The 23,406-nt window shown below is 41.3% G+C and carries 20 protein-coding genes and 1 pseudogene; 1 reads left to right on the top strand and 20 read right to left on the bottom strand.

Annotated features, from left to right (window positions below; translation table 11 throughout):
* Positions 1-102: 102 nt before the first annotated feature.
* The 20 genes and pseudogenes from KIH88_RS02220 to KIH88_RS02125 all read right to left on the bottom strand — a co-directional run bounded on the left by KIH88_RS02220 (position 103) and on the right by KIH88_RS02125 (position 22,534).
* Entirely contained in the window at positions 103-1,233 is a 1,131-nt protein-coding gene (locus KIH88_RS02220) for an ABC transporter ATP-binding protein (RefSeq protein ID WP_000229937.1), read from the bottom strand.
* 113 nt (positions 1,234-1,346) lie between these two features.
* Positions 1,347-2,216 carry a helix-turn-helix domain-containing protein gene (locus tag KIH88_RS02215; protein WP_033605980.1) on the bottom strand — a complete coding sequence of 290 codons (870 nt, stop codon included), beginning with the start codon at positions 2,214-2,216 and terminating at the stop codon, positions 1,347-1,349.
* A gap of 3 nt (positions 2,217-2,219) precedes the next feature.
* Positions 2,220-2,606 (bottom strand): Mini-ribonuclease 3, encoded by a 387-nt coding sequence (locus tag KIH88_RS02210; protein ID WP_033605981.1) that lies wholly within the window; start codon positions 2,604-2,606, stop codon positions 2,220-2,222.
* A complete protein-coding gene (gene cysS / locus KIH88_RS02205; RefSeq protein WP_033605982.1) occupies positions 2,599-3,942 on the bottom strand; it encodes a cysteine--tRNA ligase in 1,344 nt (447 codons plus the stop codon). The genes KIH88_RS02210 and cysS overlap by 8 nt, the downstream gene beginning before the upstream one ends.
* A 43-nt stretch (positions 3,943-3,985) precedes the next feature.
* Positions 3,986-4,747 carry a nucleoside phosphorylase gene (locus KIH88_RS02200; RefSeq protein WP_033605983.1) on the bottom strand — a complete coding sequence of 254 codons (762 nt, stop codon included), beginning with the start codon at positions 4,745-4,747 and terminating at the stop codon, positions 3,986-3,988.
* A gap of 4 nt (positions 4,748-4,751) precedes the next feature.
* Positions 4,752-5,618 (bottom strand): GNAT family N-acetyltransferase, encoded by an 867-nt coding sequence (locus KIH88_RS02195; RefSeq protein WP_033605984.1) that lies wholly within the window; start codon positions 5,616-5,618, stop codon positions 4,752-4,754.
* 11 nt (positions 5,619-5,629) lie between these two features.
* Entirely contained in the window at positions 5,630-6,247 is a 618-nt protein-coding gene (gene cysE / locus KIH88_RS02190) for a serine O-acetyltransferase (protein WP_033605985.1), read from the bottom strand.
* A 15-nt stretch (positions 6,248-6,262) separates the two neighbouring features.
* Positions 6,263-8,476, bottom strand: coding sequence for a polyribonucleotide nucleotidyltransferase (gene pnp, locus KIH88_RS02185; RefSeq protein ID WP_033605986.1), 2,214 nt, complete (start codon positions 8,474-8,476; stop codon positions 6,263-6,265).
* A 558-nt stretch (positions 8,477-9,034) separates the two neighbouring features.
* Entirely contained in the window at positions 9,035-9,901 is an 867-nt protein-coding gene (gene metF, locus KIH88_RS02180; RefSeq protein ID WP_025168823.1) for a methylenetetrahydrofolate reductase [NAD(P)H], read from the bottom strand.
* Between the two features lie 94 nt (positions 9,902-9,995).
* On the bottom strand, positions 9,996-12,245 hold the full coding sequence (metE, locus tag KIH88_RS02175; protein ID WP_213988292.1) for a 5-methyltetrahydropteroyltriglutamate--homocysteine S-methyltransferase: 2,250 nt from the start codon (positions 12,243-12,245) through the stop codon (positions 9,996-9,998).
* 352 nt (positions 12,246-12,597) lie between these two features.
* Complete coding sequence (locus tag KIH88_RS02170) at positions 12,598-12,891, bottom strand: helix-turn-helix domain-containing protein (protein WP_213988293.1); 294 nt, start codon at positions 12,889-12,891, stop codon at positions 12,598-12,600.
* A complete protein-coding gene (locus tag KIH88_RS02165; protein WP_213988294.1) occupies positions 12,881-13,255 on the bottom strand; it encodes a type II toxin-antitoxin system RelE/ParE family toxin in 375 nt (124 codons plus the stop codon). The genes KIH88_RS02170 and KIH88_RS02165 overlap by 11 nt, the downstream gene beginning before the upstream one ends.
* 156 nt (positions 13,256-13,411) lie before the next feature.
* A complete protein-coding gene (locus KIH88_RS02160) occupies positions 13,412-13,777 on the bottom strand; it encodes a TIGR02328 family protein (protein WP_084852619.1) in 366 nt (121 codons plus the stop codon).
* Entirely contained in the window at positions 13,761-14,165 is a 405-nt protein-coding gene (locus tag KIH88_RS02155) for a YbgA family protein (protein ID WP_213988402.1), read from the bottom strand. The genes KIH88_RS02160 and KIH88_RS02155 overlap by 17 nt, the downstream gene beginning before the upstream one ends.
* 22 nt (positions 14,166-14,187) lie before the next feature.
* Positions 14,188-14,370 (bottom strand): annotated as a pseudogene (locus tag KIH88_RS02150) (HigA family addiction module antitoxin); the annotation flags it as partial.
* Positions 14,371-14,444: 74 nt separating this feature from the next.
* Positions 14,445-15,218 carry a hypothetical protein gene (locus KIH88_RS02145; RefSeq protein WP_225901044.1) on the bottom strand — a complete coding sequence of 258 codons (774 nt, stop codon included), beginning with the start codon at positions 15,216-15,218 and terminating at the stop codon, positions 14,445-14,447.
* A complete protein-coding gene (locus KIH88_RS02140) occupies positions 15,208-16,575 on the bottom strand; it encodes an AAA family ATPase (protein WP_213988296.1) in 1,368 nt (455 codons plus the stop codon). Before KIH88_RS02140 ends, KIH88_RS02145 begins: the two co-directional genes overlap by 11 nt.
* A 118-nt stretch (positions 16,576-16,693) precedes the next feature.
* Positions 16,694-17,875 carry a restriction endonuclease subunit S gene (locus KIH88_RS02135; protein ID WP_213988297.1) on the bottom strand — a complete coding sequence of 394 codons (1,182 nt, stop codon included), beginning with the start codon at positions 17,873-17,875 and terminating at the stop codon, positions 16,694-16,696.
* Positions 17,868-19,472: an HsdM family class I SAM-dependent methyltransferase gene (locus tag KIH88_RS02130; RefSeq protein WP_213988298.1), complete on the bottom strand. Its 1,605-nt coding sequence runs from the start codon at positions 19,470-19,472 to the stop codon at positions 17,868-17,870. Before KIH88_RS02130 ends, KIH88_RS02135 begins: the two co-directional genes overlap by 8 nt.
* On the bottom strand, positions 19,472-22,534 hold the full coding sequence (locus KIH88_RS02125; RefSeq protein WP_213988299.1) for a DEAD/DEAH box helicase family protein: 3,063 nt from the start codon (positions 22,532-22,534) through the stop codon (positions 19,472-19,474). The genes KIH88_RS02130 and KIH88_RS02125 overlap by 1 nt, the downstream gene beginning before the upstream one ends.
* 187 nt (positions 22,535-22,721) lie before the next feature.
* On the opposite strand from KIH88_RS02125, the gene KIH88_RS02120 reads away from it, so the two are divergent.
* Positions 22,722-23,339 (top strand): TVP38/TMEM64 family protein, encoded by a 618-nt coding sequence (locus KIH88_RS02120; RefSeq protein WP_000076176.1) that lies wholly within the window; start codon positions 22,722-22,724, stop codon positions 23,337-23,339.
* Positions 23,340-23,406: the final 67 nt, after the last annotated feature.

The raw sequence follows: 23,406 nt of genomic DNA, 5'->3' as shown, positions 1-23,406 counted from the left end.
AAGGATATGAAAACTAGAAAAAACCGTTTTTATACCAATAACAAGCATTTAAAAGAAAAACACTGCCAGATTTCTCTAGCAGTGTTTTGACATTTCATTTGCTTAGTAGACTGTTTTTTCAGTTTCTACGTCGAAGAAGTGTGCTTTGTTCAAGTCAAATCCAAGTTCAACTGTTGCACCTGTTTGCAAGTAGTCACGAGCATCCACTTTGGCAACAAATTCGTCTTTACCAACTTGACAGTAAAGGTGAGATTCTGAACCAAGCAATTCTGATACAGAGATAGTTGCTTTTACAACTGATTCTGGGAATGTTTCAAGGAAAGCAGGCTCTGCATTCACGTCTTCTGGACGAATACCGAAGATCAATTCTTTACCTTCATATCCTTTTTCACGAAGAACTTTCAAAGCACCTTCTGGCACTTTCAAGCGGAAACCGTCAGAAACAATTTCATTGCCTTCTAATTTCACATTGATGAAGTTCATAGCTGGGCTTCCGATAAATCCTGCTACGAATTTATTAACTGGGTTTTTGTAAACTTCTTGAGGTGTACCGATTTGTTCTACACGTCCGATAGTACCTGTACCAGCTGGGTTCTTAGTTGCTGACATGATAACGATACGGTCTGCAAGAGTCATCGCTTCTGTTTGGTCGTGGGTTACGTAGATAGTTGTAGCTCCGATACGACGGTGAATCTTCGCAATTTCAGCACGCATCGATACACGAAGTTTGGCATCCAAGTTTGACAAAGGTTCGTCCATCAAGAACACTTTTGCATCACGGACGATGGCACGACCCATGGCAACACGTTGACGTTGACCACCTGAGAGGTCAGCAGGTTTACGATCCAAGAATTCTTTCAAACCAAGGATTGCTGCTGCTTCTTGTACACGTTTGTCGATATCTTCCTTGCTGTATTTACGCAATTTCAAACCGAAAGCCATGTTGTCATATACAGTCATGTGTGGGTAAAGAGCGTAGTTTTGGAATACCATGGCGATGTCACGGTCTTTTGGAGCTACGTCGTTGACAACCACGCCATCGATAGATGCAGTACCTTCTGTAATGTCTTCAAGACCAGCAATCATACGAAGAGTTGTTGATTTACCACATCCTGAAGGACCTACGAAAACGATAAATTCTTTGTCTTTGATGTCCAAGTTGAAGTCTTCAACTGAGTAGTGTTCGCTGTTTGGATATTTTTTGTAAATGTTTTTAAGATTTAATTCTACCATCGAGGTGAACTCCTTTTGTCTTTTGATAGTTTTATTATAGATGAAAACGCTTTACTTTTCTATGGCAAGGTGACCAAAAAAATAAAAAAGTTCTGTGCAACTTGCACAAAACTTTAAAGAATATCTGGTAAAATCAACTGATAACAAAGAGTGAGATCCGTCAACTCCTTCAACTGAAGTCCTGTCAATTCTTCCCATCTATCAATCTTGTATTGGAGAGAGTTGCGGTGCAGATAGAGTTGCTGGGCTGTTTTAGTTAGGACAGCACTATTTTCCCAGAGAGAAAGGATAATTTCCTGAATCTGATCCTGATCCAAAATCATCTGGTGCAGACATTCTTTAATGACTCTCAGGTCCACAATCCTTTCTCCCATACTCCAAAGATAGAGTTGTGAAAAGGTGTGTACACCTTGGTGCCCCTGACGCCACCATGTCTTAAACAAATCTCGCTCCGCTTTAATTAAGTCTGATAGGGCTTGAGGACCTGTCTGAGACCAGACCTGCCCCAACATGATGGATAGACGAAGACCAAAGTCATACTCAACCGCTTCAATCGTATCAGATAGGATTGAGCGGACAGAGCTGTACTTATCTTGTTGAAGCACAAATACATAGTCCTGAGCACCGACCTGTAGCACTGTCTGGCAATTGGGAAAAAGAGTCCGCATCATGTCTAGCCAAGAGGATAGATTTTCCTGTTGGAAATAAGACAGATGGCAATAAACCAGCTGAATCTTTTTAAAAGTTTGAGGCGCCTGCCCCTTCCCCTCAATCAGATAAGGATACCAAGGATTGAGCGAACGAGCCTGCTCCTGCTGGGTCAAAAGGGCAACCAGCTGCTTTTCACGCTCGCTGAGCCCAGCTTCCTCCAGTAAAATCCACTGCTTAGAAGCTAAAGGGAGAGTGAGATAGCCCGGTTTCTCTACTGGCTGATCTGAAATCTGAGCTTCAGGAAACCAGTCCTGTAGTTCTTTTGCAATCATATTCTAGCCCTCCACTTTTTGGATGCACCAAGAAATTAAGGTTTCTAGCCGCTCCACATTTTCAGTCAGATGGAGATAGCCCATCACTGCTTCAAAACCTGTAGACATACGGTAAGTCACCACATCAGCATTTTTAGCCTTTGTGTGACTATTGGTATTGCGACCTCGTTTGTAGATTTCTTCTTCTTTTTCCGTCAGGACTTGCTCCTCCAACATGAGGGCAATCAGGCGAGCTTGAGCCCTAGCTGACACATACTTGGTCGCCTCTTGGTGGAGTTTATTGGGTTTGGTCATGCCTTTGAGGATGAGGTGGCGGCGAATATACATAGAATACACTGCATCTCCCTCAAAAGCCAGCGCAATCCCGTTAATGAGATTGACATCAATCACGAGTCCACCTCACTCCATCCTTGGTGTCAAGGAGCTTAATTCCTTGAGCCGCCAATTGATCACGGATTTGGTCTGCTGTCGCAAAGTCACGATTTGCACGCGCTTCTTGGCGTTTTTGGATCAAGGCTTCAATGTCCGCATCCAAAACTTCCTCGACAAAGACAATCCCAAAGACTTCCAACATATCTGCAAGAGCTTTCTTAACACTTGCATCATAGTTGCCAGAGTTGATCCACTTGGCCATTTCAAAGACAACTGTGATACCGTTGGCGGAGTTGAAATCCTCATCCATAGCTGCTACAAACTTGTCTTTAAAGGCTTTCAATTCTTGAGCATCTACAGTCCCAGAAAATGGTTGCTCGTAAGTGTTCTTCAGATATTTGAGATTGGTCTCTGCATCACGCACTGCCTTTTCAGTAAAGTTGATTGGTTTACGGTAATGCTGAGTCGCAAAGAAGAATCGCAATACTTGACCATCAATGGTCTTAAGAGCATCATGGACGGTGATGAAATTCCCCAAGGATTTAGACATCTTGACATTGTCGATATTGACAAAGCCATTATGCATCCAGTAGTTAGCAAATGTCTTACCTGTTTTGGCCTCTGACTGGGCAATTTCATTGGTATGATGAGGAAACTCCAGATCGGCTCCACCACCGTGAATATCAATGGTATCGCCCAAAATCTCTGTTGACATGACCGAACACTCGATATGCCAACCCGGACGACCAGGCCCCCAAGGACTATCCCATGAAATCTCGCCTGGTTTAGCTGCCTTCCAGAGAGCAAAGTCTACAGGATTTTCCTTGCGAGCTGTCTCTTCATCTGTACGACCTGATGCACCTAGCTCCAAATCTTCCAAGGTTTTATTGGCCAACTTAGCATAGTTGTGGGATTTTTCTACACGGAAATAGACATCCCCTTGACTCTCATAAGCATAACCTTTTTCAATCAAGTCAGCGACAAAACGAATGATGTCCGCCATAAACTCCACTACACGCGGATGACGAGTTGCAGGTTTGACGCCCAAGGCCGTCACATCCTCACGAAAGGCAGCGATGTACTTGTCCGCAACCTCTTGAGGCGTGATGCCTTCTTCCTTGGCACGATTGATAATCTTATCATCCACATCCGTGAAATTTGAAATATAGGCAACTTCGTAGCCACGGTATTCAAAGTAGCGACGAATGGTATCAAAGGCTACCGTCGATCGGGCATTCCCCACGTGGATATAGTTGTAGACGGTTGGCCCACAGACATACATCTTAACCTTACCGTCCTCGATTGGGACAAATTCTCGCAAATCACGAGACATGGTGTCATAGATTTTAATCACTCACTGTCTCCTTTCTGTTTCTTGTTTATCGTAAAGAGTCATTTCAATCCAACTCTCTAGCAATTACTAAGGCTATCTCAAAGAAAGTCATAGCATCTGCTTTTCTTTCTTCATGTCTTGCATCCCACTCATGATTGTGATGGTCAACATAATCAGCCGTATAAAAAAATTGATAGACTTTTGCTTGTCGAAATTGCGTCCAAGCCATGATTGCAGAAGCTTCCATATCCACAACAGTCGCACCTGCTGCTAATCTACGTTTGACCTTATCGGCTGTTTCACGATAGAAAGCATCTGTGGTCCAAGCCTTTGTTCGAATGTGCTCAATACCAGATTTGTTCAAAGCTTCTTCCATAGTTAAGAGCAAAGTTTCATCATAAGCTATCTCATCACTTGGAGGAGCGTAATGGTAACTTGTACCTTCATCACGTAGAGCTGAACTTGGTAGGATAATCTTATCTGCCTGAATAGACTGATCTAGAACTCCGCAAGAACCCAAAACAATAAAGTTCTTAAATCCTCTTGCTTTGAGTTCTTCTAAGAGTCCAACAACCACCGGGGCTCCAATCGTAGCTATAGCAACTGCTACCTTACTCCCATCTTTTTCATAGATATACCATGGAAATCTACCATTTAGATTGGTTAGATAGCCACCTTCATAAACATCTTCAAACTGCTTTACTCGTTCAACGATTTCTCCATTAAAAGATAAAATAATCGTGTCACAGACTTCTCCACCACCACAAATACTTCGATCAGTTGGTTCGATAACCGCAGGTACATTTTCGAATTCTTCTAATAGCATTTTTCTACTCTTTCTCATTCAGATAAACTACCTGTGTCTGTTTGACAAAGCCAATTTTTTCATACAAGCGCTTGGCACCTACGTTGCTATCTTCCACGGCAATCTGAAATTCCTTATCATTTTGCTCAATTAGTTGGTTAACAAGGGATTTTGCTAAGTAGCTTCCATAGCCTTTTCCACGTTCAGGTTCCGATATTGCTAAACCGTAGAAGTAATTCGTATGACTCGATAAATCAACCGTGCAAGTTCCAATAACCTGACCGTCTTTTAATAAAATATATAGGCAGCTTTCTGGATCTTTCAGAGCTTCAGCGACATATCTATCCACAACTTCTCTAGATTCATGTTCCTCTGAAAATGCCTGAAATTTTAACTGACTAATTTGCTCCTGATACGAACTATCTGCTAACAAAACTTCAAGATTGGAAAGCTTTGCTAACGGATAAGGTCTTCGATCCTTACCTAACCAAGTTTCTGTCTCTTCATCCTCGACCAATTCCCAGTTGCTAACAAAATCAGGATGGCGATCTAAAAAAACACTCTCTGTCTGAAAAGTTACTGAACGAATAGAGAAAGAAGCCGTTTCTTTCTCAAAACTAGTAAACAATGCACGCGCAATCCCCTGACGGCGATGATCTGGATGAACCAGTATCGTCACTTCCACATCTTGGTCATCTGCATAGACAGTTAATAAACCAACAAGTTCGCCTTTTTCATAATAAAGGAAAAAGGCGGGCATGTTTGGGTCAAAATTAAGCATGTTAGAAAGATAGGGATCACGATAGGTACCGTCATAGGCTTGGCAACAGTTAATGAGTTTTTTCGCCTCAGATAACTCCTCTTGGCTTAACTTGTTTCTTGCTTGAATCATATAGGTATCCTCTACAACCCCGACGATCTGTGGCTGGCTTCTCTAGCCTGCTCTAGTTTATTGACATAGTACTCCCGTTTTTCTTCGACTTCGTGAATGGTTGGCTCGTCTTTCTCACCATGAACACGGACAATCTTGGCCGGAATACCGACAACTGTCACATCACTAGGTACGTCTGCCACTACTACTGCAGCAGCACCGACTTTGGCATTTTCGCCGATTTCTACCGGTCCGATGACTTGGGCATGGGCTGATATGAGAGCTCCTTTACGCACAGTCGGATGGCGTTTGCCAACATCCTTACCAGTCCCTCCAAGAGTCACTCCGTGATAGAGAAGAACACCTTTTTCAACAATCGCTGTCTCTCCAATCACCAGGCCTGAACCATGGTCGATAAAAACACCTGAGTCAATCTGGGCACCTGGATGAATCTCAATCTGCGTCCAAAAACGCCAAAACTGGCTGTGCATACGAGCCAGGAGTTTGAAGTCATGCTTCCATAGAAAATGCGAGAGACGGTGGGCAGCTAAGGCCTTAACACCTGGATAGGTCAGCAAGACTTCTAAACTGTTGCGGGCCGCTGGATCATTTTCTTTTACAATATCAATGGTTTCGCGCCACCATCCCATACATTTCTCCTTTTCTTATTCTGAATCTTTTGGTGTTTCTGTAAATTCTTTCTTAGGTTTGTGGTCCTTGTGATGACGTGGACGGTGAGGTCGCTCAGACTTTTCGCCTTTTTCATCATGCTCAGGTTTTGGCGGACGAGGAAGAAGAGCTTTCATAGAGGCATCGATACGGCCTTTTTCATCAATCTTGATAACCTTAACATCGACTTCATCACCGATAGCTACCAAGTCCTCGACACGGTTGGTACGAGTCCAAGCCATTTCAGAAATGTGCACAAGTGCATCTGTCTTATCAAAGAGGTTGACAAAGGCACCAAATTTCTCGATACGAACAACCTTAGCATGGTAAACTTCATCCACTTTGGCTTCACGAACCAAACCAGCAATGATTTCTTTGGTACGGTTAATGGCATCTTGGTCGCTAGAGTAGATGGACACATTACCTTCTTCGTCAATATCGATTTTAACGCCTGTTTCAGCGATAATCTTGTCAATGGTTTCTCCACCCTTACCGATGACAATCTTGATCTTGTCTACATCAATCTTGATGGTATCAATTTTCGGAGCAGTTGGAGCCAATTCTGGACGCACTTCTGGGATGGTTGCTTCAATCACATCAAGGATTTCAAAACGCGCTTTCTTGGCTTGAGCAAGGGCCTCAGTCAAGATTTCTGCAGTAATCCCTTGAATCTTGATATCCATTTGAAGGGCTGTAATCCCGTCACGAGTACCGGCAACCTTGAAGTCCATGTCTCCAAAGTGGTCTTCCAATCCTTGGATATCTGTCAATACTGTGTAGTTATTTCCGTCGGAGATGAGACCCATGGCAATACCAGCTACTGGCGCCTTGATTGGCACACCACCAGCCATAAGGGCAAGAGTTCCCGCACAGATAGAAGCTTGAGAAGATGAACCGTTTGATTCTAAGACTTCAGCTACCAAGCGAATCGCGTATGGAAATTCTTCCAAACTTGGCAAGACCTGAGCAAGAGCACGCTCACCAAGAGCACCGTGACCAATTTCACGACGACCAGGCGCACCGTAACGACCTGTTTCCCCTACTGAGTATTGCGGGAAGTTATAGTGGTGCATAAAGCGTTTCTTGTACTCTGGATCCAAACCATCGATGATTTGAGTTTCTCCCATCGGAGCCAAGGTCAAGACTGAGAGGGCTTGCGTTTGTCCACGAGTGAAAAGACCAGAACCGTGCACACGAGGAAGATAGTCAACCTGCGCATCTAAAGGACGGATCTCATCGACCTTACGCCCATCAGGACGCACCTTGTCTTCTGTAATCAAACGGCGCACTTCAGCATGTTCCATTTGTTCCAAGATTTCAGCCACATCACGCATGATGCGTTCAAATTCTTCATGGTCTGCATATTTTTCTTCGTAAACTGCTGTTACTTGGTCTTTAACTGCTTGAGTTGCAGCTTCACGAGCCAATTTTTCTTCCACTTGAACCGCTTTTTGGAGGTCGCTGTTGTAGGCTGCGACGATTTCAGCTTGCAATTCAGCATCTACATGAAGCAATTCCACTTCTGCTTTTTCCTTACCAACCGCAGCAACGATTTCTTCTTGGAAGGCAATCAATTCTTTGACTGCTTCGTGGCCTTTAAGAAGAGCTTCCAACATGATTTCTTCTGATAATTCTTTAGCACCAGACTCAACCATGTTGATAGCGTGTTTGGTACCAGCTACTGTCAATTCAAGAAGAGATGGCTCTGCCTGTTCTTGAGTAGGGTTGATGATGATTTGGCCATCAACATAACCCACTTGTACCCCAGCGATTGGTCCGTCAAAAGGAATGTCTGAGATAGAAAGCGCCAAGGATGAACCAAACATAGCAGCCATTGGTGCAGATGCATTTTCATCATAAGAAAGAACCGTATTGATGACTTGCACTTCATTACGGAAACCTTCCGCAAACATAGGGCGGATTGGACGGTCAATCAAACGCGCTGTCAAGGTCGCATCTGTTGAAGGACGTCCTTCACGTTTCATAAAGCCACCAGGAAACTTCCCAGCCGCATACATTTTTTCTTCGTAGTTGACTTGAAGTGGGAAGAAATCCCCAGTTGCCATCTTCTTAGACATAACGGCCGCAGTCAAGACAGTTGACTCACCGTAACGGACGACAACAGCGCCATTTGCTTGCTTAGCAACCTGACCAGTCTCTACGATCAACTCACGACCCGCAAAAGTCGTTTGAAACACTTGTTTTGTCATTTTAATCCCCTTTGGATTGATGAAATTATACGCCTTGCCTACAAAGATCAAGATACCAAGGACGTCAAAAGCAAAGTAAAAATAGGAAACTGACGAAGTCTTCGATGAAGACAAGACAGTTTATCTTTTTTACACAGCTTTTCGGCCAGGTTCAATTATCAAGATACTAAGCCGTTAAGCAACTCAAAGGAAAATAGGAAATCGAACGACGGAGCGACTGCTCCTAGGCAGATTTATCTTTTTCCACAGAGCTGTAGGCATGTTCAATTATCAAGATATAAATCATTAGAACGGTTTGATGCTAAAGCATCTAATCCTTTCACGCTAATCGCTATCAGACGATTAACTAAATGCTTTGCTAACTCTCTCGTCATATTATCGATTTGACTCGCTCGTGTCGCTATACCTTGCAGTTTGAATGCATTGTATTATTTTATACCCTCATCTTTGTATCAAGTACGTACAGAGTCTATTTTATCATATTTTTCTTAAAAAGTACGGGCTTTTCTATTAAAAAGGAACCATTCCTCTCACCTGAGAAGAATGGTTTGCTTTTTATTATCCTAAAGACTGATGATTAAACAAGGCATGGGTTGCTTGGTGGATGTATTTTGCTGTTTCAGCATTGTTCATGGTGTAAAGATGCACACCTGCGACATCCTGGGTTACCAAGTCCACGATTTGATCCACTGCATAGGCAAGTCCTGCTGCTCTGAGCGACTCAGGGTCATGCTCATACTTGTCTAAGATGGCTTTAAATTTGCGTGGAAGATGGATATTCTCACAAGTCTTTAACAGACGAAGCGCTTGGTTACGGTTAAGAATGGGCATGATCCCCGCATGAATGGGAACATCAATCCCTGCCAAGGTACACTTATCTTGGAAATCGTAGAAGCGCTCATTGTCAAAGAAAAGTTGCGTTACAAGGCTTGAACAGCCTGCGTCCACTTTCTTCTTGAGATTTTGAATATCTGAGATTTGGTTTGGCGAGTCAGGGTGCCCTTCTGGATAGCAAGCGCCAACAATATCAAAGTGAGGAGCTTGTTCCTTGATAAACTCGATTAAGTCCGTTGCGTAGCGGAAATCCTTTTGTGGTTCCACATCAGGGATAATATCCCCACGCAAGGCCAAGATTTTCTGTACCCCAACCTTATCCAAGTCCGCAATGGTTTCAGCAACCTTTTCCTTGGTCAGATAGATAGCTGGCAAGTGGGCAATAGTTGGAATCGCCAAGTCATTCTGGATAAAGTCAGCCAAACGAACCGTTGTTTCCTTGATATTAAATTTATTATTGCTGGCGGTCACACTGATAAAGTGCGGTGTCAGCTCCCGCATATCCTGAAGAGCAGAAATAATTTTATCATTACCCACTGCTGGGTTTGGAGGGAACACTTCAAATGAAAGTGACGGCGTTTGGCGTGACATAGTCATTATCCTTTTCTTTTTGATTTCATGATTGCTGAGCCGGCTTGGGCCAAGCAGTTCCTTGAACAGTCAGTGTCAATAGAGAAATCCTATCTTACAATTTCTCACGCGCAGCTTTAGCTGCTTCAACAAGGCGGATCAAGCTTTCTTTTGTTTCTGGAATACCACGTGTTTTCAAACCACAGTCAGGGTTAATCCAAACTTTCTTGCTTGGCACTCTAGCAAGAATAGCATCGATTGTGTGGTCAATTTCGCCTTCGTTTGGCACACGAGGTGAGTGGATATCGTAAACCCCAGGTCCCACTTCTGTTTGGAAGTTTTTCGCTTTGAGTTCGTCCAAGATTTCAAGGTTCGAACGGCTTGCTTCAAAAGAAATAACGTCCGCATCCATGTTGTCGATAGCTGAGATGATATCTGTAAATTCTGAGTAACACATGTGAGTGTGGATTTGAGTATCTGGCGCAACTGTAGAGTGTACCAAGCGGAAGGCTGGAATTGCCCAGTCAAGGTAGTCTTCGTACCAGTCGCTACGACGAAGTGGCAATTTCTCACGAAGAGCAGCTTCGTCGATTTGGATAATCTTCACGCCAGCAGCTTCAAGGTCAAGAACTTCATCCTTGATGGCAAGAGCGATTTGAAGAGTAGAATCCTTGATCGAGATGTCTTCACGTGGGAATGACCAGTTAAGGATAGTAACAGGTCCAGTCAACATACCTTTGACAGGCTTGTCTGTACGGCTTTGTGCGTAGCTAGACCATTTAACAGTGATTGGGTTGAGACGAGTGACATCACCCCAAATGATTGGTGGTTTCACCCCACGCATACCGTATGATTGTACCCAACCATTCTTAGAGAAGAGGTAACCTGACAAGTTTTGACCGAAGTACTCAACCATGTCGTTACGCTCGAACTCACCGTGCACCAGCACGTCAAATCCAACTTCTTCTTGCCATTTGATCCATTCGTCAATAGTTTCAGCAAGAAAAGCGTCGTATTCTTCTTGTGACAATTCACCTTTACGGTAAGCCAAACGTTTGGCACGGACTTCCTTAGTTTGAGGGAATGAACCGATAGTTGTTGTTGGAAGAGCTGGAAGTTTGAAAGCTTCTTCTTGGATAGCTTCACGTTCTGCAAAGGCTGGCAAACGAGTGTAGTCAGCGTCTGTCAATCCAGCGATGCGTGCACGAAGTTCTGCATTTTCACCCACACGTTCAGTCGCAAAGAGTTCTTTGTTAGCTGCAAGAGCTTGTTCACCTTGACCATTGCGGATAGCATCCAAGTCACGAAGTTCTTCCAATTTTTCAACTGCAAAGGCAAAGTGGTTCAAGATAGCTGGCTCAAATTCTTCGTTAGCAGTTGTAAATGGCACATGAAGAAGTGAGCATGAGCTTGTCAAAACAATGTTTTCAGCTGGGAGTTGCTCAAGAACAGCCAAGCTCTTTTCGTAGTTGTTGCGCCAGATGTTCTTACCATTGACAATCCCTGCATAGAGTGTCTTATCAGCTGGGAAACCACCTTTAACGAGTTCAAGAGTTTTCTTACCTTCGACGAAGTCAAGACCGATGGCATCTACTGGCAATTTCACAAGGTCAGCGTAAACGTCACGGACATCTCCGAAGTAAGTTTGAAGCAAGACTTCAAGATCTTTCTTGTCAGCCAAGAGTTTGTTGTAGAGGTTCAAGAAAAGAGCTTTTTCTTCAGCTGTCAAATCTTTAACAAGAGCAGCTTCGTCCAATTGGATGCGAGTCGCACCAAGTTCAGCCAATTTTGCAAAAACTTCTTGGTAAGCAGCCACTAAGCTGTCTACGAAGTCTTCTGCTTTCACGCCGTCTTCAAAGTCTGACAATTGAAGGAAAGTGAATGGTCCTACAAGAACAGGACGAGTGTTCAATCCAAGTTCTTTTGCTTCTTGGAACTCATCAAAGATCTTGTGACCAGCAAGTTTAACTTGAGTGTCTTTTTCAAATTTAGGAACGATGTAGTGGTAGTTGGTGTTGAACCATTTCTTCATCGGAAGGGCACGAACATCCCCTTTTTCCCCTTGGTAACCACGTGCCAAAGCAAAGTAGCGCTCAAGCTCAGACAAGTCTAAGTTTTGGACAGAAGCAGGAACCACGTTGAAGAGGAAAGCTGCATCTAGGAAGTTGTCATAGTGAGAAAAGTCATTTGATGGAATTTCAGTGATGCCTTTTTCTTTGACAATGTTCCAGTGTTTAGCACGCAATTCTTTAGCCGCAGCCAAGAGTTCTTTTTCTGAGATTTCTTTTCTAAAGTATTTTTCAGTTGTAAATTTTAATTCGCGGAATTCGCCCAAACGAGGGAAACCGATGATTGTAGTTGACATGATGTGTCCTCCAAAATTTGTTGTTGAAACTATCTTAACAGAAAAGAAAGGGTCTGTATAATTGTAAATAATTAGGCTTTGATATAGTTTGAAACTATATCTCTCTTTTAGACAAAAGAAAAGGACTTAAGAACAGTGCCTCAAATCCTTTGTATAGCTTGCTTTATATCGTCTTTTAGTTGAAATTCTCAAACAAGCTATTAATAATTCTTATAAGTGCCTATGGCTTGTTATTAGAAAAGACTATAGGTTGACTTTCCTTTGGTATTTTTGATGTTTCCCTGGAAAAGTGCGGACGGGAGGTAAAATTATCCAGTGGATGATTTTAGCAAACCAAGTTATTTCATCCCTATCAACCTTTTTCCTGTTCAAGCGGGACGACTGCTAGTGTCTTACCTAAACTGGCTAAAACTTTCAAAACCGTATCCAACTGAGTACTAGTCTTTCCTGTTTCCATCCTAGCTATGACGGGCTGACTTACTCCACTGAGTTCCTCTAGCTTTTTCTGACTGATACCTTTCTCATGCCTAGCCTCAATCAACTCACTCATAATAGCCACTCGCATATCACTTTCAAGGATTTCCTCCTTGGTGAAGAGTTCAGATCGGACATCTTTCCAGTTACTCCCAATAGCACTATTCTTCATCACTTAACCCTCTTTCTTTTATGTCCTTCAGTTCACGCTTGGCTTTTTCAGTTTCTCTTCTAGGAGTCTTTTGAGTCTTTTGAGTCTTTTTGATAAAATGATGTAAAAGAACAAAACTCCCATCAAGCCACGCTACAAATAAAATCCTATCTTTAAGAGGTCTTAGTTCCCAAATCTCATCTTCCAAATGTTTGATATAGGGTTCACCAGTTCTAGTCCCATGCTGACTAAGCAACTCGATATAGTCGTTTAGTTTATTGAGTTTGATGCGACTATCCTTACTCTTCTTTCTAGCCAATTCTCTCATATAATCTAAGACTGGCTCATTTCCATTTTTGTCCTTATAGAAGTAAATCGTATGCACCAAGTAGCCTCTTTCTAATTAGATTATAACTCAAAAGTTATTAAAAGTAAATTCTAATACCCATAAAAAGAAGACCCTAGAATCATTCTAAAGGTCTCATTTTTATTATTCGAAAAAATTACGAGAAGAGTTATAATGTGGAGCCAATCCTGACTCTCACTTCAGCTCAATCCCTTTCTCACGAAGATTAGCCAGACACTCCTCATAATATCCTGCATCATGTTCACTATAGATGGGCTTACCTAGCTTCTCCTCTGCTAAGTCTTGATAAGAAGAGCAAGTCTTACCACGGTAGTTCTTGTCCAACCACTCTGGACTGACATTGTAGCCACGGTTAGCCATCTCCTCCATGATCAAGCGATGATAGGCATAGAGACGATAGGGCGAGTGGGTAAAGACATAGTTCACCGTCGCATGCTTTCTGCCCCAACCATTACCACGAAGGGCGCAGCACTCTCGATGTTGCCCCAAAAGTTGAGGACGGGGAAGTTGTGAAATCAAAGCCTCATGCCAAAGTCTCATGGGGCTCTCCTTTCAGTAAAGTCGAATGTTGCAAGTAGGTATTGGGATAGCGTTCAAGCAAACCTCTAGTCTTATCAATCACATCTTCCTTAGAAGCTTGACCAAAGCGGTAGCGATCCAGCAAGAGAATATAGTCCTTACGCTCGGCATCTGTCGCTTTCTTTTTGAAATAGCCCCAAATATGCTGAAAGGCATTGCAAACCTGACCTCTGTGTTCTGGAATCTGGCAGGCACGTTCAATCATCTCTTGAACCTGACTCAGCTCCACCACTTCTTGCTTGAGATACTGGCGAATGTTCTTGTAAATATTGCTGGAATGGCTCAAAACAAGGTATTTATTTTCCGCCCAGAGTTGCTGACAAAGGGCACGTTGGTTGTTATTATTCATAATTGACATTATACCATGATTACTCTAAGAACTCTGCCATTTTTACATCGAAAGCATTTTGAAGATTGAGCCAGGTTTGCATGGAAACTCCTAAACGATCCGCAAATTCTTTTTGCGTTACGTTATAATCTTCAATCAACTCTCCAACATACTGACCTGGATGAAAAGCAATCAGGTCTTTGTATTCAACAATTTTATTACTCATAGTGATTGCTGATCTCCTCTATTTTTAGGATTTCGATTTCTTGCTGACTAGAAATAACTCTAAGAGTATCAGTCTTATAAATCACTCTCCAATTTTTTATCCTTGTAGGATTGAATCCTGTCAAATAATATAGCCAAATTGGAATATCCTTTCGTCATTTCATGTTGTTTTATAAATTCCCAGCTTTCTTCATAGTCGTCTGCTGGGCATCTACTTTTGAAAAATGCTAGAATCTCATCTAATCCCTCATCACCTTTTTCGTCATACTGGTCAATAAAATCATCAGCAGCTTCCTGCTTTTCATGATCTGGTAATAATTTTTCAAATAACACATGCTCTAAATTAACAGAATTATAATATACATAACAAGAAACTGGTATTCGATTGATTGTGAGTGTCTCACTTTCTTTTATCAACTTAGCAATTTTTCTAGACTTTCTTTGTCTAGTTTTTACTATCTCATCTTTCTTTTCTCGAGTCGAAAATAATAATCTTTGCGCTTCTAAATCATATTGAAATGAATCTTTTGGTTCAATAGAACTATCAATAGCTAGAGACGTCGGATTTATAAATATCCCATCCGTGTCTGTGACAAAAGCAGCAAAAAGTAAATCTTTTGCTTTCAATTTTTCTTTGTCCAAAGCTTCAGAAATTTTATCACTTGCAATTTTAGGACCAGACGAAAGAGAGTATCTTCTATCAGAAAAAACATCCCCATATATTACTTTTAGTGTAATATGTAACTGATTCAATTTTTTTACTAATGAGTCTGTCACAAAACCTACTACTGTTTCATCAGATTCACCCTCTACGAATATTAGGATAACCTTTCTACTTTTATTTGCCAAGTTTCATACCTGCCTTTCTCAAAGCACGTTTGATTTTACTATTAGATACTCCTTGGTACAGTTCTTCCGCCTGACCTCCAACTTGAATAGCTCGCAAATAGGTATCTCTCAAATTATTACTTGGTTTTATCCCTGTAAGTCTAATATAACGATTTGTAGGAGAAGTTGTTGAAAACACAACTTTATAAGAAGGAAGCTTCTCTAAAACACGCAAATTATGAGAGGTAAAAATGAGTTGTCCCTTAGCGCTTTCAGAAAAAATTTCAATTAGTTCTCCAAGCAGATATTCAAATACTCCTGCATCCAATTCGTCTATAATGGCTATAATATTTTCTTTATTATAGACCTCTACCAAGAATCCAAGCATACTAATAATCTTACGTATACCTTCTGATTCATGTTTTAAAGAAAATCTCTTACCTGCACGATTAGAAATGAAATTGACTTTTTTATATTTTTGTCCATCTGGATGGGTCTCTGTTTCACCAGTTTCCATTTCAAGTGTCAAGTCAGGTATAATAATAGGAATAATTTCATTCAAATAAGTAATTGTCCCATCGTAAACTGGATAAAGTTCTTCAGGTATAGAAAATCCACCATTTTGAAGAGACATTGGAATAATTCCTTGAAAGCTAAGATGAGATTCACGGTTATGATAGTTGATTGTCACTGGAGTGACTTCACCGCCTGTCATACTAGATAGTTCCTGATTAAATATCCTTAAATTTTGACAGAATTCCTCCATTACTCCATATATTTCAATAAGAGTAGAGAGTTCTTGCTTTCCTGATGCAGTAATGAAAGAACGTAATTCATTTGAAAAAAGAAAGGAACGATTGTCATCAGTAATAGTTTTTGTTAACACACTAATCGCATCTTTCCCCATAATGCTTCTTTGAGATTTTAAAGTCCCTGTGTGTTGAGGTTTCACAGAATCAAAATTACTTCCCTCATACTCATATCTCATTAGATAACGATATCTAGCACCACTTTCTAAAGGTCTATAGCCAATCTCTTCTTTTATTACTATTATATCTTGACTACCTGTAGGCTCACTTGCAGCAAACTTTACTTTATACCAAATATTATAACGTTCTGGAACTTCTAATTCTAGCGTAATGTTATTTTCACCCACTTGGTCTATAGCATTAAAGATACCCTTTTTATGCTGTGGGATAGTCTCACCTCTCATTAAAGAAGCCAATACTTCAAATACATCTACAACTGCAGTTTTCCCAGATCCATTCTGGCCGTAAATACCCGTAACATTGATAAAATCTGATTTATTCTGAAAATCTATCACTCCATATTGAACGTTTTTTATGTTTTCTATAACAATACTCTTTAACTTCACCATAGATTTCAGCTCCTTATTTCTCCATTTTAATCTATTATACCAAAAAAAGTCATTTTATATGACTTTTTTTATTATATTTTTTAAAAAAGTTTGTTTTATTTTTAAAAAGGAGATTCCTCTACTCCACCTTCACCTGTCCATTCATCAGCATTGGCAAGAGCCAATCGCGAAGTCTGGTAAGTTCTTGGTTTTCAAAAATATTGTTCTTAATTTTTTCATAAATAACATTTGCCTGTGTCTCAAATTTTGACGATACTTCTTTATCAGGAACTATAACAATTTTCTCTTTTAGAAATTTGAAATGTCTGGCATATCCATAATTTGACAAATCAAAATCTTCAATCATGTGATAAAGCAATACATTTGAAATATGCTCATTCTTTGAAATTAAGACTTGAGTGCCATCAGCTCCTCTGGCATAATCAAAATTTATATATTTTACTACCCTAGTGTGATCCCCAAATATTACATGTCCTTTTTGAGGTTGGATTAAGCCATTTTCATTATTCGTAAAACCTGCAATATATTTTTGACTCTGATCGATAACAGGTATTTCTCCTATAAATTCAATCAAATTATTTTCAATCTTTTCGGCTTTAGTAACTTTATCTAATAAGTTACCAACACTCTCCACTCCCCACCCCTCAGGGATTTCGCGTTTGAGTTCTGGGTGATAGACCATCTTGCCGCCGGATGATTTGTAGGGTTTGCCATTCTGGTCTGGGAAATCAAACTGGACAAACCAGTAGTCATAGAGGGTTTTAGCCATGGCTTCCAACTCTTGGTTGATTTGGTTGTTGATTTGGATTTTATCATCAATTGCTGAGAGAATATTTGCAATTTTTCTTTGTTCTTCAAAATCTGGAATTAAAAAATCTGAGATTTTTAAAGCATTTTCATTTACTCTTTTTCGACCTGAAGTTCCTTCCATCAGGCTAATCGCTTGTTTTCTGAACTCCGGGCTAATTGATAGATAGTACAAAAACCGCTCGTCAATATTTTCTTTAGCTCTTAAAACAATAAATTCCGTAGATCCAAAGCCTATTTCATCCTCTTGAAGACAATTGACGAATGCTGTTTTCCCATTTTCTAAACATGGAGTAATTTTTGCTAAAAGGGTATCACCATTTCTAAACTTAGTTCCACCTCTAAATTCACTATAATCAATTTTTACAACATCTCTCTGAAATTCTTTAATGTTTGCCATCGGTATGTTGGGAGCAATATCCCCTTTTTTTAGAGTTTCCGTTGGTCTTAAAAAAGCAATTTCTTGTAGTTGTTTTTTTCTCCACTTACTCATACTTCAACCCCTTCATCTGCTCTTCAATCTCCTGCTCCAATGCATGCGATTGCTGGAAAAGGTCTGAGAGTTTATCTTGAAAGGCAGTCATCTTGACTTCAAACTCTTCTGCTGTGATATCCACATAGTCGATCTTGATGTCAAAGTATTGACCAGCGCTGAGAGAGTAATTTTTCTCCTTGATGTCCTCATAAGAGACAGTGACAGAAAAGTCCTCGATGGCTTCTTTCTTGATAAAGGTCTCGACGATCTTCTGCTCTTCCTCAGGAGATAGCACAGTCTTTTGATTCTTGCCTTCCTTGACCTTGGTTCCGAGGTTTGAGGCATCGATGAGGACGACATCGCCCTTGTTTTTCTTATCGATAAAGAGGATAGAGACGTTGGTACCTGTCGTCGCAAAGATATTAGACGGCATGGAAACGACACCCGCCAGCATTTGATTGTCCACCAAATGTTGACGGATAGCCTTATCAATCCCTGACTGGGCAGTGATAAATCCTGTCGGCAGGACAACAGCTGCTTGACCATCTGGCTTCAAGGAGTAGATGATATGCTGAACAAAGAGCTCGTAAATCGCCATCTTGTCCTTGGACTTGGCTGGAACCTTTGGCACTCCTGCAAAGAAACGCTCACTGGCTTCTGGCAAGGTCTCTACTTGGTCACGCCACTCTGAAAAGTCCAGCTTAAAAGGAGGGTTGGAAACGATATAGTCCATTTTTTCAGGATGACGGTTGGCGATGATGGTATTTCCCTGTACGATATTATGGATGGAATGTTGCAGTCCATTCAAAATCAGGTTGAGACGGAGGAGATTAGACGATTTTTGCGAGATATCCTGACTATAGACAGTGGTCTTATCCACACCGATACGACTAGCCAAATTCATAAGCAAGGTTCCAGAACCAGCTGACGGGTCATAGATCCGCACGTTTGATGGTTGGTCATTTCCCACAAGGATATCAGCGATAATCTTAGCCACAGAGTGAGGCGTGTAGTACTCGGCATACTTTCCTCCACCGTCTTTGTTGTAGTCCTTAATCATGTACTCAAAGAGGGTAGAGAAAAAGTCGAAACCTTGTGAAAAAATGGTCTCATCAAACTTGACTCGAGTAAGAAGATTGATAATGGCTTTTGCCACTTCGTTACGCTTACTGCTATCTGAGATGGTATCAGTAATCAAACGCTCGTCAAAGAGACGAATAGCTGTATCTCCATCCGTATGAACAGAGAAAATATCATTATTGTCGATGGCGATTTGGTTGAGGGTATTTTCAAAAGTCTCGTAGAAAGTCGCTTCATTTTGCTGACGGTGAAGGGTTTCGATCAACTGGTCTGGCTTGAGCCAAGCTGTGCTGGTACCGATATCCTCTAAGAGCCAGTCATAGTCTTCCTCACTCATGGTCAACAAGTTTTCATAGGTGTTCCCTGCATCTAGTACCTGTGCTTGATATAAAAACTTATCATTTAAAAATTTGTAGAGGAAAGACTGGGTGAGGAGTTTGTACTCACCCGCTTCTCCTCCCAGTCCTGCGTGGGTAAAGACGGCTTTTAAATCATCTACCAAGTCTTGGACTTGGACCTTGTATGTTTCATTCATTAGTGTTGGTATTCCTCTTCATATCCTTCAAATAGCGATTCAACCAATCTATCAAAATCTTGTTTGGCCATATTGCTAGCTGACTGGTTTTTCTTCATTTCTTTTCGGGCTTGCTCGCGAATCATTCGCTTTAGATATTCCTCATTATCTAGAACCCCTTGGTTTTGACCGATTCTATGGTCTAATTTAACCTTAGAACCTTTGATAACATGGTAAATAGCTGGAAATTCACTGACCGTAGTAGAGTTGGTCACATGCTTGTATGAACGAGCAGCCATTTCGTCTCCGTTAAAGTTCATGGTCAATCGTCTCATACGAGTATAATAATCCTCCACTGACTTAAAGAGTTCTTCATAGTCTTTTTGTGTTTCCTTGATATTTTCCATCGTATAGCCTTCTTGACCATAGATAAAATGTTTTTGCATGATGCGTTGGAATTCTTCGTAGAGAGAAACCCACTCAGGATCCTTTTCATCACGCTGTTTTTTAATCTTACCAGCTACCCGACGTCTCCAATCCTCCAGGTCATTGGCTGCTAGACGAAGTTCTTCCTCTGCAATCTTGACAAAACTAAAACTGGTCTCAGACATCGCTAAATTTAAGAGCGTTTGACTAGAAAAGTCAGCTGGTTTATCAATCAAGGACAGTGTCAGCATCCGTCTAGAGAGGATATTGAGCAAGGTTGCGACCTGAGCAATGTCAATCTGCTCGATCAATTGATGGTAACCAAGGAGACGAGCAATATTGTAATACTGCTTGATAGACTCCAAAGCTTTTCGTAGATCGATTAACTGCTTTCTATCCTTGATATCATTGATAGCTTGGGAAAAGTATTCCAGATTATCTGTTGGATAGTCAAGCAAGATTAGCTCAGTCTTGCTTAATTCATGAGAAATCTCGTCTGCAGGGACAAAGAGCGAGCCAAAAACATCCTCTCCATTTTCCCCTGTCAAGGCTGTATCATACTCTTGATTGAGTTCTTCCAGATAGGCACGATTGGTCCTGTCAAACTCCTTAGAAATATCCGCGAAGTCGATGACATAGCCAAAGAGATAGTCCTTGTAAGGACGATTGACACGGGTTAGAGTCTGTAAAAGGTTATGAGCCTTGATTTTACGCCCTAGGTAGAGGCGCTTGAGACGAGGTGCATCAAAACCTGTCAGGAGCATAGAGTAGACGATGATCAGGTCAATCTTTCCTTCCTTGTAGGCATCTACCTTGTCTTTCTTCTCTTCCTTATCTCCCTCATCATGGAGAATCAATGCAGACGTCAAGTTGATTGTTCCAGCTTTACGACGTTTTTCCAATTGCTTTTCAAGCTCACGCGCCTGCTTTGACGAGTCACAGACGATCATGCCACCAATCGTCTGATCATCAAAAATTACATTACGTGCACGATTAAAGTCCTCGATGATAAAGTCTAACATAGATTCTACATAACGAGGGTGAGCAAAGATATCCTCCTTGGACAAGCCTCCACGTTGGATCTCTTCATTGATGGATCTGAGATTGTCTTTATAAGAAGTCTCGATATCTTCTCGCATCAAACGTAGGGTAAAGCCATCATCGATAGACTGGTTGTAGTAGTATTTGTGGATATAGTCCCCAAAAATATCACGTGTGGTCGCATGATTTTCCTTGGTCTTGCCATCTTTCTTATAGGTGATCAATGGAGTCCCAGTCAAAGCAATCTTGATTGCATTGGTGTCAGCCTGATAGAGATTTGGTAGGTAGGAACCACGTTCATTATAAGAGCGATGGGCTTCATCGATAAAGTAGATATTTTGACGATTGAGGTCATAACCAGAGCGGTCAGTCAAGTCTGAATTATCCTTGAACTTCTGGATATTGACCACAGCGACATCATAACCATCTTGTTTTTGATTGAGCTCTTGAGGGCTGTTGATACGCTTAACCTTGAGCCCTCGTTTGGTAAATTCTTTAAAGGCTTGATCTGCGAGATCCAAACGATCCACGACAAAGTAAAACTGAGGGACAATTCCCTGTTTTGAGAAATAATTGGTCAGATAGCGAATATTGAAGAAAGCCAAGGCTGTCTTCCCTGAACCTTGTGTATGCCAGATAACACCCTTCTTAACACCTTTTGCAATCGTATCTTCGATGGCACGTGTCGCAAAATACTGAGGGTAGCGCATGACGTGCTTCTGCAGTTGCATCTGACCATTCTTGCTCTCTTCCTCTACATAGACTAGTCCAAAACGAAGCATAAAGAGCAGGCGTCCTTTCTGATACAAGGAGGACAGAAAGGCATTGCAAGGTGTGTCAGGGTTTAAATTTGTTGTAAATTCTGGCTGGGACTTGAGGGCAAAGTGGTTCATGTCATCTAAAACGAAGTCGATTTGACCCTCTGTTGAGGTTGCTAAGGAATGAAGGAAATCTTCTTCTCTTTCTTCCTTGAAAGCATTAAACTTGGTTTTTGAATAGGCATTTGAACCGTGGTAAGAGCCCTGTTTTTGTTGACCTTGTCCACTGATATAGGGCAAGTTGTCAGACAGAGCTATCAACTGGGTGATATTGTTAAAGCGGCGGAACTTGCGATTTTCAAAACGTTGTCTAGTTCTGTCTTGTTCCGACTGAATTCCTGTTTTCCCATCTCGAATAGCATTCGGCTGTTTCACTTCGATATAAGAAAGAGGCAGACCATTGATAAATACAACAATGTCAGGACGGAATTCATCCTGGCCATTTTTACAAGTGACTTCAAGGGCTAGATGAAAAGTATTGGCTTCAGAGTTCTCCCAGTCAATATAAACGGTATCTTCCTGACCTTGCAGGCGTCTAAAGAAGGAACGTCCCAAGTCATTTTGATCTAGTTCCAACTTGATATTGACCAGTTCTCTCTCAAAGTCTTCCTCTGTCAGGTAGTTGTTAAATTTTAAAAATTGCTCCTTAAAAACAGATACGAGGATATTGGTATCTGGATCTCGTTCTGCAATCTCCTTCCCATTACGGGGAAGATAGGTATAGCCCAGTCTCATAAGGTGTAGAGCTGCTGGGATTTGTACCCTCGTTAATTCAGAAAAATCTTTTTTCTTTGCCATCAAAAAACCTTTCTTAAGCTTCGGTTAAGATATTCATATTATGATATTCTCAAATTATATACTAGTCTTAGTATAACATATTTAAGGTCAAAAACCTATCACATATTCTCTAAGAAAAACACAGTCATTCCCCCCTTCTTTTGCAAAATATGGTATAGTAGAATCATACTATCTATGAGGAGTTTACATGTCACAGGATAAGCAAATGAAAGCTGTTTCTCCCCTTCTACAGCAAGTCATCAATATTTCATCTATCGTCGGGGGAGTCGGCACCTTGATTTTCTGTATTTGGGCCTATCAGGCGGGAGTGTTACAGTCCAAGGAAACCCTATCGGCCTTTATCCAGCAAGCTGGGGTTTGGGGGCCGCCACTCTTTATCTTTTTACAGATTCTACAAACCGTCGTTCCGATCATTCCGGGAGCTTTGACCTCAGTGGCTGGGGTCTTTATTTACGGCCATATCATTGGAACCATCTATAACTATATCGGCATCGTGATTGGCTGTGCCATTATCTTTTACCTCGTGCGTCTCTACGGGGCTGCCTTTGTCCAGTCGGTCGTCAGCAAGCGCACCTATGACAAGTACATCGGTTGGCTAGATAAGGGCAATCGTTTCGAGCGTTTCTTTATCTTTATGATGATCTGGCCTGTCAGTCCAGCTGACTTTCTCTGCATGCTGGCTGCCCTTACCAAGATGACCTTCAAGCGCTATATGATTATCATCATTTTGACCAAGCCCTTTACCCTAGTAGTCTATACTTATGGTTTGACCTATATTATTGATTTCTTCTGGCAGATGTTTTGAGAATAGAAAAATCCGTTTGGTTTCCCAAGCGGATTTTTAGATCATAGATAGACTATAGCCTGATACT

Source organism: Streptococcus oralis (genome assembly GCF_018448765.2).
In the GTDB taxonomy this organism is placed as follows: Bacteria; Bacillota; Bacilli; order Lactobacillales; family Streptococcaceae; genus Streptococcus; species Streptococcus oralis_BM.
This window is presented reverse-complemented; position numbering and strand designations above follow the sequence as displayed.